Consider the following 15,609-nt stretch of genomic DNA (forward strand, 5'->3'; position numbering starts at 1 on the left):
TATTGGTCTCAGTTTATGCCCTCTCTGCCAACCGCACGAATTGTTTATTCTCTAAGCGGTACTGCTGGTCACACTGCGCCGCCACGTCCGGTTCATGGGTCACCAGGATCACGCATTTCTGCTGATCGTGTGCAATGCGTTGGAACTGCGCAATCACCGCTTGCGTGTTGTCCTCATCCAGATTACCGGTGGGCTCGTCTGCCACCACCAATTTAGCATCACAACACATCGTACGGGCGATCGCCACCCGCTGTTGCTGTCCCCCTGAGAGGTGCTGGACGTTACGCGTCATCAGCTCATCAGCAATGCCTAAATCCCGCAAGATTTGGCGCGCGTAGTCTTGATCGCCCGCGTGACTGGCCCCGGTAATCGCCATCGCCGTCAATAAATTATTCAGTGGCGACATGTAGGTGAACAAATTATACGCTTGAAAGACAATGGACACCTCATGCCGCCGATAATGGGTCAAGCCAATCTCCGTCAGGGGCCGATCATTTAAGAAAATGGCCCCTTCGCGCGGCTTATCCAACCCCGCAATCAGCGACAGAAACGTCGTCTTCCCACTACCACTGTGCCCTAGAATGGCATACGATTGGCCAACCTCAAATTCAAGATTGACTTGTTGAAACAGCGGTTGGTCTTTATTTTGATACCAGTAGCCTAATCCTTCTGTTCTTAACATAGGCATCCCTCCTTAGGAAATCAAGACTTTCTTCGGCTCCAATCGTAGAATGCCACCGGAGGCAATCATGATTGAGAGGAACGTAATCGCCAACCCAAAGCCACCTAGTTCGGCCAAATCAACCGCACTCATGCTGATCTCCAAGTTTGCCTTCTTCGTTGCCGCTGCTGTTGTGGCAGTACTGTCCGGTCCGCCAGCTCCATGCTGATTGCCACCGTTGCTACCACCCGGTTGACCGCCACCTGGCTGATTCGACGAACGGCTAGTGGTTTGTGTGGTCGTGCTCTGCGCCACCAGCTGGGAGCCCAACTGATTGCCGACAAATTTGCCACCCACACCGGCAACTGCCAGGGCAATGACGATCACCATCAACATTTCCGTAAAGAATTGGGCGACAATCTTCCACCGTGCTTCACCCAACGAGAGCAGCACGCCGATTTCAAAGCGCCGTTCGCGAATCATTAAGATCACAATCAAGGCCAAAATAATCGTGCCAGCGATCGCGACCAACCACACAATCTTATTCGCAAAACTTTCCACGTTGTTCATCGAAGATTTGACGGACTGATAGGCCGCGTCATCCGTACTCAGCGAGTATTTACTACTGATGAGCTGTTTGCCTGCCCGCTTCGTCGCACTCACTTTTGCGGGATTCTTGACGTTGAAAGTGACTGAGTCAGCTGTTCCCGCATACTTGCTACCCTTAAGCGTATTGGCCAGCGTGTAGGAAGCGTAGATCGTGTTGGCGGGGTCAACACTCATCGGCCCCGTACTGGTTGAACTCGAACTGGCCTTATAGATACCGACAATCTTAGCCTTAATCGTCTTTTTAGACCCAGTTGTCTGCTTAAACGTTAACGTATCACCCACCGTGATATTATTTTGACTAGCGAGTTCCTTTTCAATCACCACGTTGTTGGTGCCTTCATCTGACGCAGTAATGCCGCGGCCCTTGGTCACCTTACTTTGATTATCGGTGAATGCCGTCGTTAAGGCCGTCGCGGTTACCCCATCAATCTGCGTGTCTCCTGACGATTGACTACTGCCTTTCATGCCACCGGGGCCACCACCTGCCCCCATTCCCGTGCTAGTCGAGACGGTGTCATAGGACTTGGCGTTGACTGTCGTACTACTGGTCACGTTATAACTCTTGATGTTACTGAGCTTGGCAATATTTTTCGCATCGCTCAATTTCACCGGTGTCAGCGTCAGCTTCGGTCGACTAGCTTTCGTCGAGCTACTCGACTGACTCTGCATCTTCTTAAACGCCGCTTGCCGGTTAGCGGACAACGTGACGGTTGCGCCGGCATTCGTCTTAGCGGTCTCCGTTGCCTTGACCGCCGCACTTCTAATTAATAGACCGGCCAGAACAAACATCAGAATGGCGGACGAGACCAAGATCAACAACACTGATCGGCCCTTCTTCGCCCACACATTTAGCCAGGCCCGTTTGAAAAAATTCATTCGAGTCGCCTCCATTCATAAGCATGTTGTCGATTATGGCAAACGGGGCTTATCGAAAACCTAAAACGTCGGCCGAATAATTTGTAAGTTAGCCACGCAAAGCATACAAAAATGGCGGCATTCTGCAGAACACCGCCATTTTCGCTGAATTTTATTCTAATTGTTTCGGTTAATAAACCGTTAAGGCTCGCCCAGTTTATCCTCTGGTGGGAAAACGTCCGGGTAAAGCGCCGAGTATTCTTGATACCACTGAAAGCCGGTCGTGGCTAAGACCTTCAGGACGGCAAATCCTGGCACCCCAAAGATCACGCCTAGGAGGCCAAACATCTTACCCGCAGCCAACAGCACAAAGACAATCGTAATGGGATGCATGGCCAAACTGTTCCCCATAATCAGCGGTGACAGTACCTGTGTTTCCAAGACCCATTCGATCAGATAGACAATCACAACGCCCAGCAACATCGACGGACTCGTGATAGCCCCAATGATCAGTGCCGGAATCAAGGCAATCGCCGATCCAAAGTACGGGATTAAATTTAGCGGTCCCGCCAACAGACCAATCAGCAGGGCATAACGCAACCCGATGATTGAATACCCCGTCGTAAAAATAATCAGCACGCACAGCGCCACAGTTAGTTGTCCGCGGACGTAGGAGCTGACCTTCACGTTCATTTGATCAAGCATCACCACGAAGCGTTCGCGGTAAGCCGTGGGCACGACTTGACTGACATAGTGCGGGAACCGCCCGCCATCCTTCAGCATGAAGAATAAGACCAGCGGGGCCGTAATAATCGTGATGATCCAGTCGCTAACCGTTGTCACCACGTTACCGATCGAGGTCAGGGTTCCCGTCAACAGGTTAACCCCTCGCTTCGAGAAGTAGGTGGTCACCCGTTGATTAATATTGTTGAGGTTATCATTAGAAATCCAATGGTGTTGCTGGTTCAAATGATTTAATTTGTCCAGCATATCATTGGCAAACTGGGGCAAGGTCCCGATCGCCCCCGCTGCCTGTTTGGCTAGAAAAGGAATCAGATTAAGGAAGATCAGCACGATGGCGCCCACCGCAACCAGCATGGCGATGGTGATCGCCAACCCTTGCCGCATATGTAAGTGCCGCTCCATCAAGTGCACAAACGGATCTAACACATAGAACAGGATCCCCGCCACCACAATGGCCGGCATCGTGATGCTCGCAAACTTCCAGATAGGGTCCAGCAACCCGGCATTCTGAACGACTTCGTTAACGACCAGCAATAAAAGAAAAATATTTAAGAGCAATATTGTAATATGATTATTCAAAAACCGTTGGTAGAACCAAGAAAATCCCGATTCCGGTTGACGCAGATTTTTCACTCCGATCCCTCCCTGATTTCGCTTCTCTCCTAGTGTACGGCTGAACGCGACCGTTGACTAGTCCCAAGCCTCAGTTTGAAATTAAAAAACCGCTCACCACAGTTGCCTTGCGGTGAACGATCTTTTAATACAAAAATCATTGTCAGAACCTGGGTTGTAAGGATAACCGGCTAAAAAGCATCCTAAACCATTCACCTGCGGCTGGCAGAGATTCCGCCTGCTGTGGGGACCGCCTGCGGCCTGAGAAGCGGTCCTCCGGCTCGGTTCGAAGCCCGGAAATACACCGGTCTTCCAACGCGTCCCACGCTGTAAGCCGAGAATCGGCTAACACCGTCGACACAGATGGCTCCATCTCTCCCCCCCTCCGGTTACGGTAGTCGTTAAATCGAAAATTGCTTAAATAACCGATAGTCCATTACCTAACCAATAGGAATTGACGACCTTTACGTAGCCGTGAGTGAGTCAAATTTGAGCTCAGCCGTGGGATTTACCAAGTGATTCTCTTGGTAAATGGCGCCTTTGAGACGCGTTTCCTGGCTCAAAGCGAGGTTCGAGACCGCCCTATGGCTCGGGCCGTCCTGCCCACAGCGTTCCAGCTCAAAGCTTGACGAACGGCAAGGCGGCAGCCTGATCCATGCCGCCTACCTTTCAACGGATAAATCTTCCTTCCAAGTCTGCCGGAATAGGCGCTATTTCTTTTCTAGACATCCAATTCACCTGACTATCAGAGGCGATGCTACTTAACATCTTGGGCAACCTTAACCGTTGTCGTTGCCTCTTTGCCGCTAACCGTATAGAGGTGTTTTCCTGCATGCCAAGCGACTGAATTGGCTTCACCACTCTGCTGATCACTATAAACCGTGATAGCCCCCGTATCCGCGTCCTTTGGCAAACTGGCCTTAGTCACTTGCCGGTTAACCTGCTTGGCAAATTGCGTGGGCGTGCCCGTCACGTCGGAATTGTTAGCCACCGCCGTTACCGACCAATCGCCTTTATTCCAATGAACATAGGTATGGCCCATGACGCCCTGAACCACCGCTGACGTGGACCGATTGAGTTTTACCTTGGTCCCCTGCGTCTGGTTACCAACGTAGTCCACTTGCTTCTGCGCACTGGCATCAGAACCATACGTCTTTTTCTGCAACGTGGTCGTTTGCTTAGCCGTCTTGGCATCCTGGTACGTCACCGTATAATCCTGCTTCGTGCCGCGTGTCTGGGCCGCCTTTAATTTGGTATTGTCCGCCTTAACTGATTGGGGCGCCACCGTTTGACTCACTGCACTCACGTTATTGGCCGCGTGCATTTGTAAGGCTGTTCCTGAGCCCACCGTCAGCACTGCCAATGCCGTGGTCACTGCTACTAGCGCTTTTGTTTTTCGTTGCATTTTCATTCAATCTCCTCGCTATTTCGTCATATAACTCTTCAACGCGGTCACGTACTTCCCGTTACTCAATACGAAGTAGCGTGAGCCCGTGGACCGTTTCTTAACGCCCGTAACCTTAAGCGTGGTGCCCTTCTTAACTGCCTTTGCCCGTTGGTTCTTAGCAAAAGATGACTTCTTATACTCATAAATTTTCTTCTTCGTCGTGACCGTCTTTGCCGATCCCAAGGACTCATAGTAAGCCGGCTTCACAAAGCGCGTATTCGCCGAGAGATAGCCCAGCTTCGTCTTAATTCGGTAAGAGTGTCCACTTGGCGCCTTAACTAACTTGCCAGCGACGGTATCACCAGCGACGTAATAACCGCCCGTCTTTTTGCTAAGCGCTGAATCCGAATACAGATTTAATTTGTGGCGTAACGTATACGATCCATGTTGGCCTACGTAGTACCCGGTGCCGTCCTGTGACAAGACCCACTTGCCCAGTGCACCAATATACAAGGCTTGCTTAGAATGAGATTGCGTTAGCTTTTTCACTTTAGTGATTTTATAGAACTTCTGTCGGTCAGCCGTCGCAATCTTGGACCCGTCAGCATATTTGGACGCATTCTTATGTAAATAGATATGCTGACCCGCCTTATAACTACTAAAAGCATAGTTAACACTGGCTAAGGCCGTCGTAACGCCGTCCGTCCACCAACTAATCGGATGGACAGTAGTGACCGCTTTACTGTTGTCCGTGTATTCGTTCAACGCCGACAAATAGTTATTGTCCGTATATTGCCACAAAGCAAATGAGATCGTGGGCGTTGACGAATAGTTGGCAATCCACTGGGCGTCAAAACTCGTCCGTGCCGTACCAGCATAGGTCGTCGCAAACGACTGGTAGGAGTAAAAGACGAGATTTTTCCCCGTCAGCGATCGCATTTCATCGTACCACGCTTTGACCGCCGCATTGGTCGTCCCAGAAGTCACATTATTTTCTTCAAAATCCAACACATAGAACGCCGCATTCTTATTCGAGCGATTGTAAAAGTCCTTGGCTTCCTGTCTAGCACTGGCCGCACTGGTAAAGCGTGCATAGTCGTACTCACCAAACGGAATCCCATACTTCACATACAGCGCCGTATTATTCGTCGCATATAAATCTTGGTAATTGGAGCCATACTGCCGCCGGTTGATTACAAAGTGAACCTGACTCTTAAGATTGGCGACTTGACTAGCGGTTAACTTCCCTTGCCACTCCGAAATATCCGGAATCGCTAACGTACTGGCCTGAGCGACCATCTGACCGCCCCAGGCGATACCGATCAACGTACTGGCTGCGAGAAAAAGCTGCGTCAATCGTTTAACCCATCGTTGCTTATTCAACATTCTTGGCACTTCCCTATCCAATATTTGGCGTGCCCTACTCCGCAATGACCATGCGCCATTGCCCCAGCGATGGTTACTCCCCATAACTATATTTGCTTAATCACCTCAACTTTACGTTCTCTTCCACCCTACCTGATTTAAATGTGCATTCAGTAACAATCCGATTGCAGTTCCGTTACCAGCTTTTACAATTATATTTATTACAGGAAAGCCGTTAAACCAACGATACTGAGTATTTGTCAGTCCACCAACCATCGACAGAATCAACTACGTTTCTCGTGCCTATCTTCACTAGTTAGGGGGAGCGCATCCCCTGATGGGCGGTACAGGTGGTTGTTCGGCTTTTATTAAAATAACAATACTAAGGAAAGGCATATTTCTTCAGCAGTTCAAGTCCCAAATCTAGTTGACCAACAACATCGATCATCTTATTAGCCATCTTAGCAGCCAACCAATTCAGCGACTCAATTTATCTAATATACGAATATTTATATTTTGTTCCCGTTGAATCTTTCGGAAAAATCACGTATGATAGGGATACTTCAAACTGACTTCAGGAGGTCTTCCTTATGCGTCGCGCCCTACTAAGTGTTTCCGATAAGACTGGAATTGTTGAATTTGCTCGTACTCTAATTGCCCACGACTTCGAAATCATCTCAACTGGCGGCACACAAGCCACGCTTAGTGCTGCCGGCATCACGGTGACGCCCATTGAAACCGTCACACGTTTTCCAGAAATGCTCGACGGCCGTGTTAAAACCTTAAATCCACGAATTTTCGGTGGTATTTTGGCGCGACGAGATAACGCTGAGCATACCCGCACCTTAGCCGAACATGACATTGCACCAATTGATCTGGTCTGCGTTAACCTCTACCCGTTTGCCCAAACAATCAGTGATCCACAGGTCACTCTAGCGGCAGCCGTCGAGCAAATCGACATTGGCGGGCCTTCCCTCATCCGAGCAGCGGCCAAGAACTATCAGGATGTTCTGGTGGTCTGTGACGTCAACGATTACGATCAGGTGGGCACCACGTTGGCCGAACACGGCGATAATTTGCGTTTCCGCAAGCACTTGGCGGCCAAGGTCTTTCACCATACCGCCCACTACGATGCCGTTATCGCAAATTACCTCACCGATGACGCTAAGCCAGACACACTAACCTTGACGTACCAACGCCAGTCCGCTTTACGCTACGGTGAAAACCCCCAGCAAACAGCCACTTTTTACGCTGACTATCAACCCGCGCCATTCTCCATTGCGGCAGCTAAACAGCTTCACGGCAAGCCCCTTTCCTTTAACAACATTAAGGATGCCGATGCCGCTTTAGGCCTCATCCGTGAATTTAACGACCCTACCGTTGTCGCCTTAAAGCACATGAATCCCTGTGGTATCGGTTCAGCTCCACACCTCGAAGCAGCTTGGGATAAATGTTATGCGGCCGATAGCATGTCAATTTTTGGCGGGATCATCGTCTTAAATCGCCCCGTTGACCTCGCGACGGCCACCAAAATGCACCAGCTTTTCTTGGAAATCATCATCGCACCCGCATTTGAAGATGCCGCTTACGACCTCTTAGCCAAGAAGAAAAACTTGCGCTTGATGACGGTTGATTTCAGTACCGCATCAGCCCCCGAAGCAGACGAACTGATTTCGGTTCGGGGTGGCCTCTTACGGCAGGAACGTGATCACGTTCTCGACGATCCCACCGCCTTCCGCGTGGTCAGTGCCACTCAACCGACCGCTGATCAGCTGACAGCGATCACCTTTGGTCTTAAAGCCATCAAGTTCGTCAAGAGTAATGCCATTGTCGTGAACACGGCCGACCAAACGCTAGGCATCGGTCCCGGCCAAATGAACCGGATTGATGCCGTTAAGATTGCGGTAACCAAGGCACTAGCCAAGCCTAACTTCGATCAAGCCGTCCTCGTTTCTGACGCGTTCTTCCCAATGGACGACTGCGTGGCGTACGCTGCTCAACATGGCATCAAAGTCATCGCTGAACCCGGCGGTAGCATTCGGGATCAGGACTCGATCGCCATGGCCGATAAGTTAGGCGTCGTCCTCGTCTTTACGGGCAACCGTCACTTTAGACACTAATCAAATCTCCCCTAGTAATGAAGGACCGCCCAGGCGACATCGATTCCCTGTGACGGTCCTTTGTTATCTTGTTATATTAGTTAATGCCTCAAACCACTTAAATCAACCTAAAATTAAGCACCAGAAACATGACGGGACCCCTCACGGTCTATAATCAGCATCAGAAACGACTATCATTCTTTGGGGGAATTGATTATGATAAAAACAGGACAAACGCCGCGACTAACCGTTGTTGTGCCGTGTTATAACGAAGAACCCATGCTGCCTACCAGTGCCCGCGTGCTCCGCGATCTCATGCAACAATTAATGATGCGCCGCCAGATCACCGTGGACAGCAAGATTCTATTTGTTGACGATGGGAGCCGGGACCAGACTTGGGCGCTAATCGAACAACTCCAACACCACGATGCTGTGTTTACCGGTCTCAAATTCAGCCGGAATTACGGCCAAGAAGCCGCCTTAATGGCGGGCATGCAGGCCGCCCAGCAATTCTCTGACCTCATCATCACAATTGACGCCGACCTTCAAGATGATCCACAGCTGATTCCACAAATGATTGAACAAGCGCGGTCGGGGATCGACATCGTCTACGGCGTCCGCAATGACCGTTCCACAGACACTTGGTTCAAGCGCTCAACAGCCCAAGGCTTCTATTGGATCATGCGCAAGTTAAGTGTTAATCTCGTGCCCAACCACTCTGACTTTCGTCTGATGAGTCGCCGCGCCGTCAGCGCTTTGATGCAGTACCACGAAGCGAAGCCATTTATTCGTGGCATTATTCCTCAGTTGGGCTTTCCCACCACCAAGCTCTTTTACAAGCGCCAACCCCGCCAGGCCGGAACTTCTAAGTACCCCTTGCGTAAAATGATTCACTTTGCGCTCGATGGCCTACTTTCTTTCTCAACCGCTCCGATCCGCGCTGTTCTTTACGCCGGCATCGGCATCTGCGGGACGACCTTTATCATGCTGCTGTGGATTATGATTCAACACATGCGTGGCGCCGTCGTCACCGGCTGGAGCTCAATCATGCTTTCCGTCTGGTTCCTAGGCGGCTTTCAATTGGTCGCCATCAGCATCATCGGTGAATACGTTGGTCGAATCTTTACCGAAACCAAACACCGGCCGCGGTTTATCATTCAAATGGACACTTACAGCGCAGCCTTTACGCAAACAACCTCACTCACAACACCCATTCGCTTCGAAAACCAGTCTACTAGATAAGGAGGAGTCTCATGTCGGTTCGAACACGCCTGACCACCTTGCTGTGCGGCCTCATTAGCTTAATATTTTTGCTCACTGCCGTCTTGGCTAGTTTTGCTCCGGTCACCTTTCGAACCGACCATGACTGGCTCTCCCCCCTCGTCATCCTCCTAGCGACCGGGGTCTATCTTGGCGGCATGGGCCTCATCTTTCGCTGGTTCCATCGTCTGCCAGCCCAGGCTCACCGCCCCCTCAACGGGATTTTATGGGGCATCTTATTGCTCATCCAAATCATCGTTGCGGTCAACTGGGTCGCCGCTCCCCGGGCCGACCTTTACTTCGTTCACCAGCAGGCACTAGACCTCATGGCCGTTTCTCGGCACTGGGCGCCTTATTTTTCCACCTATCCCAACAATGTTAGCTTCACTATATTGCTCAGCGCGCTCCTCAAATTAGGCCGATGGGTGGTGGGACCGCACCACCTAGGGCTTTGGCTTAATCTCGTTCAATTCATTTGGCTAGACTGCGGCTTGTGGCTGGCCTGGCGCGAACTTAACCGCAAGAATCCGGCGCGGGGACAGTTATTTCTCAGTATTCTGATCGGCACCGTGCCACTGTATGCGTACGCGCTCAACACCTATAGCGATACTTTCGTTTTACCGGCCGGCCTCATGACCGTTGTGTTAGTCCGCCATCTACTGAAAGCCCAGACCTGGCGACAGATCCTGCCCAATACAGTCGGCCTAGGCCTCATTTTGACCGTTGCATATCTTCTAAAGGCCAACTTCATTGTGCTCATCATCGCCGTCGTGCTGGTTATCTGGCTGTTACCGCTAACTGCGGCTCATCCCCTACTCATGCGTAGCGGCGTGACGGTCCTGATCGTCGGTCTCCTGGCGGGGGGCATTGGGCTCAGCCATCAGACTCAGCGCGCATTCGGTTACCAACCCAACACCAGCCAAGCATTGCCCACCACCAGTTGGATTGCTATGAGCTGGAATCCCGCCAACCACGGCGAATACAACCGCCACGATGCTACCCAGATTATTCGTCAACCTTCAGCGGCCGCCAAGAAAGCCCGTGCCGAGTCCAATCTCCGGCACTACCTGAACGAGATGGGTCCCAGCGGCATCCTGCTTCACCTTTACCGTAAGGCTCGGCTCTTCTTAGCCACTGGGACCTTCGACAGCTTTCAAATTTCACCAGCCTACGATCACGCGCCAACTTGGTACCGCCAGCACCGAAACACCACCGACTGGCTGCTGGCTAACTGGTGTCAAATCAACTATTTGGCATTACTCATTGTCAATTGCGGTTGGGGACTGCAACAGATCCGGCGGCGTAAGATTCACACCGGCTACCTTCTTGGCGGTCTCTTCATCTTGGGCCTCGCTTGTTTTCACATTATCTTCTGGGAAACAGAAGAACGTTACGCTCTCCCACTACTGCCCCTGTTGATTGCGGGGACGGCGGCCGGGTACCGACAACCCCTCAACTTACTTCGCTGGTCGCAGCGTACCCGTTGGCTTCCCCTAGGGCTCGCGGCTGGTTTCACCCTGGCACTAGGGCTAGGCGCATGGCAGAACGCCGCATTATTCACCCAGCCACAAAACCACCCCATCAGCGTCGTGAGTCAAAACGAAGGGCGCTACTATCAGAACCACCGGTTACGTCTTACCGCGCAACAGTCCCTGACCCAACCATTTACGGCGCCCCTGCCCTTTGATCAACTGGTCATCAACAATGGCAAGGCCTTCACTGGGCAACTTGTCCTGCGTAACCGTGCTGGTCAGCGTGTTTGGCAGTCTCACGGCCGACAAATTTCACTGACGCAAACCATTCCGCTGATGCCAGCCGGACACTATTCCCTCTCAATAACGGCAATGGGGACCCAGAAGCAACCGTTAGTCACCGCGCCGGCGACCTATCCGTTATTGCCTCAGGCACTAGTGGGTCATCCGCATCAATATCTCCGTTTCTTCGTCAATCAGCACAGCGCGGGCCCCATCCTTTCTCCAACTAAGCTCTGGCTCATCATCGGTGCCATCTGGTTGGGCGGCTTGCTCATTATTGACCGCTTTTACTGGTATCGCCAACAGATTTAAAAAAGATAACCAAATTCCTTGCCTTTGAGCAGCTCTAAGGTACTAGAATGGAAACATAGGCGAATTTAGCCCAGCGAAACTCTAGAACCAGATAAAGGAGTCAACATTTTGAGAGAAATTAACCAACAAACTTTAACGGGAGAACGGGCACTATTCCAAGGCCACGATCTTCACATTACTAATAGTACCTTTGTTGACGGCGAATCACCGTTAAAACACGGGCGCAACCTTGCCATTGACCACACGATCTTCAAATGGAAATATCCATTATGGTACACCAACCACGCCAACCTCGACCACACCACCTGGCAACCGGACGCCCACGCTGGTATCTGGTACACACGTGATCTGACCATGGCCCACAGTGCCGTCCGGGCCACTAAGACCTTTCGGCACGCCCAAGACATCCATTTGGACGACGTTACCTTTTCCAATGCCGGCGAAACACTCTGGTGGTGTCAGGATGTAACCCTAGATAACGTCACGGCAACTGGAGATTACTTCGGTATGAACAGTGAAAACGTCGTGGCTCGCAATCTGACCATCAATGGAAACTACGCGTTTGACGGCAGCAAAAACGTCGAAGTTCACAATTCAACCTTCATCACGCACGACGCGTTCTGGAATTGCGATAACGTGACTATCTACGACTCCACCATTATCGGCGAATACCTCGCCTGGAACACCAAGAACATTACGTTCGTCAACTGTTGGTTAGAAAGTGATCAGGGGCTCTGTTACGTCGACCATCTGACAATGAAGAACTGTTCACTAATCAATACCGATTTGGCATTTGAGTACTGTTCCGATATCGACGCCACCATCAACACCACGATTGATAGCGTGAAGAATCCTATTAATGGTAGAATTACCGCACCAGGGATCGGCAAGGTGATCTTCGACGACCCCGCCATTGACGCTCGTCAGACTATCATTACCACCACTCAGGAGGCTTCTGCATAATGCATTACAATTTTTCTGAAATGATTGATCGTCGTCACACTAATTCCGTTAAATGGGACGTTGCCGCTAACGAACTCCCCATGTGGGTCGCGGATATGGACTTCCGGACCGCGCCCGGAATCGTGGATGCGATCAAACGCAAGGCGGACACCGGGATCTTTGGCTACGAAGAAGTGCCGCAAGCTTACTTTGACGCTGTTCAGCACTGGTACGCAACCGAACATGACTGGACACCCGACACAGACTGGATGCGCTTTGTGACCGGTGTTGTTCCCGCTATTTCTTCCGCTGTTCGGCGCGTTAGCCACGTTGGCGACAACGTTTTAGTGCAGGCTCCCGTCTACAACATCTTCTATAATTCTATCGTCAATAACGGTCGCCACGTTTTATCAAGTGACCTGCGCTACCACGACGGTCAGTACAGCATTGACTGGGCCGATCTGGAAGCCAAGCTGGCGGAGCCGTTAACGACCATGATGATTCTCTGCAATCCGCACAACCCCGTGGGCAAGATCTGGACCAGCGCTGAACTGACTCGGATTGGCGAATTGGCTGCGGCCAATCACGTCGTTGTCTTTGCCGATGAAATTCACGGTGACATTACTGAAACCGGTTATGGCTACACGCCGTTCGCATCCGCTAGCTCGGTTAACGCCGCGAACAGCATTACCGCGGTTTCGCCTAGCAAGACCTTCAACGTGGCCGCGCTACACGCCGCAACCCTCATTGTTCCTAATGAAAATCTGCGTAATATCGTTGACCGCGGCATCAATACGGACGAATTGGCCGAACCGAATGCGTTTGCCATTGATGGTAGTATCGCTGCCTACACGACCGGTGCCGAATGGGTCCACGAGCTGAATGCTCAGATCACCGCCAACAAGCAGGCCCTAACCCAAGTTATTCAACAAAAGTTGCCCCAACTTCACGTCATCACGGGACACGCTACCTATTTAGTCTGGATTGACTGCACCGCCGTAACCAGTGACACCACGGCACTCTGCACGTTCATCCGGCAAAAGACCGGTCTCTTCATCACTGCCGGTTCCGTCTACGGTGGCGACGGTCACGACTTTGTCCGCATCAACGTGGCTTGCCCGGCTGAACGCCTTCAGGATGGGTTGAACCGTCTGGTGGCCGGCGTTGAAGATTTCCAACAGTCTCACTAATTCATTCTATTTTTTAAGCCCAGCCGTTGTGATTACAGCTGGGCTTTTGTGTCGCCACCTAAAGGTTGGAAATGGCGAAATTTGTTATCAACACTTGATGTAGCAGGGATTACGGACTGAAACCAGTCACCTGCGGCTGGCAGAGATTCCGCCTGCGGTTAAAGGTAGTCGTTGAACTCTAGGCTGACTTGAACAGATGAAACGGCGATATTCGGTAGTAGTGGATGACCTCAACGTAGCCGTGAGTGAGCCAAATTTGAGCTCAGCCGTGGGATTTACCAAGTGATTTGCTTGGTAAATGGCGTCTTTGAGACGTGATCCTCGGCTCAAAGCGAGGTTCGAGACCGCTCTATGGCTCGGACCGTCCTCCCCACAGCGCTCCAGCTCAAATTCGGCGAACGATAAGGCGGCAGTTTTATCCATGTTGCCTAAGCACCAAACGAAAATAAATCGTTCCTCAAACTTTCATTATCCTCACAAAGCTACTTTCGCTGTTTTACAGGCCACATAACTTTTCCGGCATTCACAAGCATCCCCGCCAACCTTTGCCCCCTCACTTGGTATACTGGTGATAACGATATTTTGTCCACACCATGAGGAGGCATTCACATGACGATGATTAATCCTGCAGCTGCACAAGATGTATATCGCGATGCCGGTGACAACATTCAATTCACCACGTATCTCATCGACCAGACCGATATTACCAAGGACCGCGACGCATTGGCCGAATTTGCCGATCGCCTCGCCGCCATTCAACGTAGCATGGCGATTCGGTACCCCGACGCCCACCTAAAAGTTGCCTTTGGCTTTGGCGCTACCGCCTGGCGCTTACTCTTTCCGACCGCCAGTCAACCCAAAGAACTCGTCGACTTTACCCCAATCAAGGGTCCGCGGTACACCGCTCCGGCAACCCCTGGCGACTTATTTCTACACGTCCGCGCCAAGGAACGGGCCGTCGTCTACGAAGTCATGGACCAAGCCCGCGAATTTTTACGTGACTGGACCACCGTCGTGGACGAAACGCAGGGATTCCGCTACTTTGAAGGCCGGGCCATCATTGGATTCATCGACGGCACTGAAAATCCAGCCGCTGGCGACGCAACCCAATACGCGCTGATTGGCGATGAAGATCCTGAATTCGTCAATGGTTCCTACGCTTTCGCTCAGAAATACACGCACAACATGGATGCTTGGAATGCCCTAGAGACTGGGGACCAAGAAAAGGCAATCGGTCGGCATAAATTTACCGATCGTGAGTTAGACGACGAGGAAAAGTTACCTAACGCCCACAACCTAGCCTCACAAGACAATGACAACGGCATCGAACACAAGATTGTCCGCATGAACGTTCCTTACGGCGAACCAGGTAAAGGCATTGCCGGCACCTACTTCATCGGTTACGCGCGCCACTTCACAGTGACCCAACGTATGTTAGAGAATATGTTCACTAAGAGTGATCGCCTGCTGGACTTCAGCACGCCGGTTACCGGTAACGCCTTCTTCATTCCTTCCCGTCTTCTGCTGGAACGCATCGCAGCTGGCGAATTGTTTCCGGTAGAATAATCAATTTAAACCTATCGAAGGGCCTGGGACCACCGTCTCAGGCCCTTTCTACGCACCAAATATCCAGGGGTCGTCCTACCAGAAATATTTTAGAATCATAACCTGACTCCCTCGGTTAAACCATTGCGAGCGCATACAAATAAGTCCTAAAAATTGACCTTTCACGCTTAAGAGGGTATGTTAGTGGGGTTGCTATTAAGAATTTAATCTCGACTGGTCTGCATTACCGGGGTAATCTTACCAGTCAATCTAG

Annotated in this window: 11 protein-coding genes; 6 read left to right on the plus strand and 5 right to left on the minus strand. The window is 51.2% G+C overall.

Going from position 1 to position 15,609, the window contains the following annotated elements; translation table 11 throughout:
- Positions 1–13 precede the first annotated feature (13 nt).
- The 5 genes from HF569_RS05730 to HF569_RS05750 all read right to left on the minus strand — a co-directional run bounded on the left by HF569_RS05730 (position 14) and on the right by HF569_RS05750 (position 6,254).
- The gene (locus tag HF569_RS05730) at positions 14–682 is read right to left on the minus strand and encodes an ABC transporter ATP-binding protein (RefSeq protein WP_168901657.1); all 669 of its coding nucleotides are present in this window, start codon (positions 680–682) and stop codon (positions 14–16) included.
- A 12-nt stretch (positions 683–694) separates the two neighbouring features.
- On the minus strand, positions 695–2,146 hold the full coding sequence (locus HF569_RS05735; protein WP_168901658.1) for an ABC transporter permease: 1,452 nt from the start codon (positions 2,144–2,146) through the stop codon (positions 695–697).
- A 180-nt stretch (positions 2,147–2,326) separates the two neighbouring features.
- A complete protein-coding gene (locus HF569_RS05740) occupies positions 2,327–3,502 on the minus strand; it encodes an AI-2E family transporter (protein WP_168850010.1) in 1,176 nt (391 codons plus the stop codon).
- A 736-nt stretch (positions 3,503–4,238) separates the two neighbouring features.
- Positions 4,239–4,886: a hypothetical protein gene (locus HF569_RS05745; protein WP_168901659.1), complete on the minus strand. Its 648-nt coding sequence runs from the start codon at positions 4,884–4,886 to the stop codon at positions 4,239–4,241.
- A gap of 18 nt (positions 4,887–4,904) precedes the next feature.
- Positions 4,905–6,254, minus strand: a complete 1,350-nt coding sequence (locus HF569_RS05750; protein ID WP_168901660.1) for a GH25 family lysozyme — start codon at positions 6,252–6,254, stop codon at positions 4,905–4,907.
- Between the two features lie 569 nt (positions 6,255–6,823).
- Between HF569_RS05750 and purH the strand changes: the two genes are divergently transcribed.
- The 6 genes from purH (at position 6,824) to HF569_RS05780 (ending at position 15,356) form a co-directional block, all read left to right on the plus strand.
- Positions 6,824–8,353: a bifunctional phosphoribosylaminoimidazolecarboxamide formyltransferase/IMP cyclohydrolase gene (gene purH, locus HF569_RS05755; RefSeq protein ID WP_168901661.1), complete on the plus strand. Its 1,530-nt coding sequence runs from the start codon at positions 6,824–6,826 to the stop codon at positions 8,351–8,353.
- 195 nt (positions 8,354–8,548) lie between these two features.
- On the plus strand, positions 8,549–9,574 hold the full coding sequence (locus tag HF569_RS05760) for a glycosyltransferase family 2 protein (protein ID WP_168901662.1): 1,026 nt from the start codon (positions 8,549–8,551) through the stop codon (positions 9,572–9,574).
- Positions 9,575–9,585: 11 nt separating this feature from the next.
- Positions 9,586–11,658: a glycosyltransferase family protein gene (locus tag HF569_RS05765; protein WP_168901663.1), complete on the plus strand. Its 2,073-nt coding sequence runs from the start codon at positions 9,586–9,588 to the stop codon at positions 11,656–11,658.
- Between the two features lie 108 nt (positions 11,659–11,766).
- Positions 11,767–12,621 carry a DUF3737 family protein gene (locus tag HF569_RS05770; RefSeq protein WP_168901664.1) on the plus strand — a complete coding sequence of 285 codons (855 nt, stop codon included), beginning with the start codon at positions 11,767–11,769 and terminating at the stop codon, positions 12,619–12,621.
- Complete coding sequence (locus HF569_RS05775; RefSeq protein WP_168901665.1) at positions 12,621–13,790, plus strand: MalY/PatB family protein; 1,170 nt, start codon at positions 12,621–12,623, stop codon at positions 13,788–13,790. Before HF569_RS05770 ends, HF569_RS05775 begins: the two co-directional genes overlap by 1 nt.
- Before the next feature lie 609 nt (positions 13,791–14,399).
- Positions 14,400–15,356, plus strand: coding sequence for a Dyp-type peroxidase (locus HF569_RS05780; protein ID WP_168901666.1), 957 nt, complete (start codon positions 14,400–14,402; stop codon positions 15,354–15,356).
- The last annotated feature ends 253 nt before the right edge of the window (positions 15,357–15,609 follow it).

The sequence above is a fragment of the Levilactobacillus tujiorum genome (assembly GCF_012641185.1).
GTDB classification, from domain to species: Bacteria; Bacillota; Bacilli; order Lactobacillales; family Lactobacillaceae; genus Levilactobacillus; species Levilactobacillus tujiorum.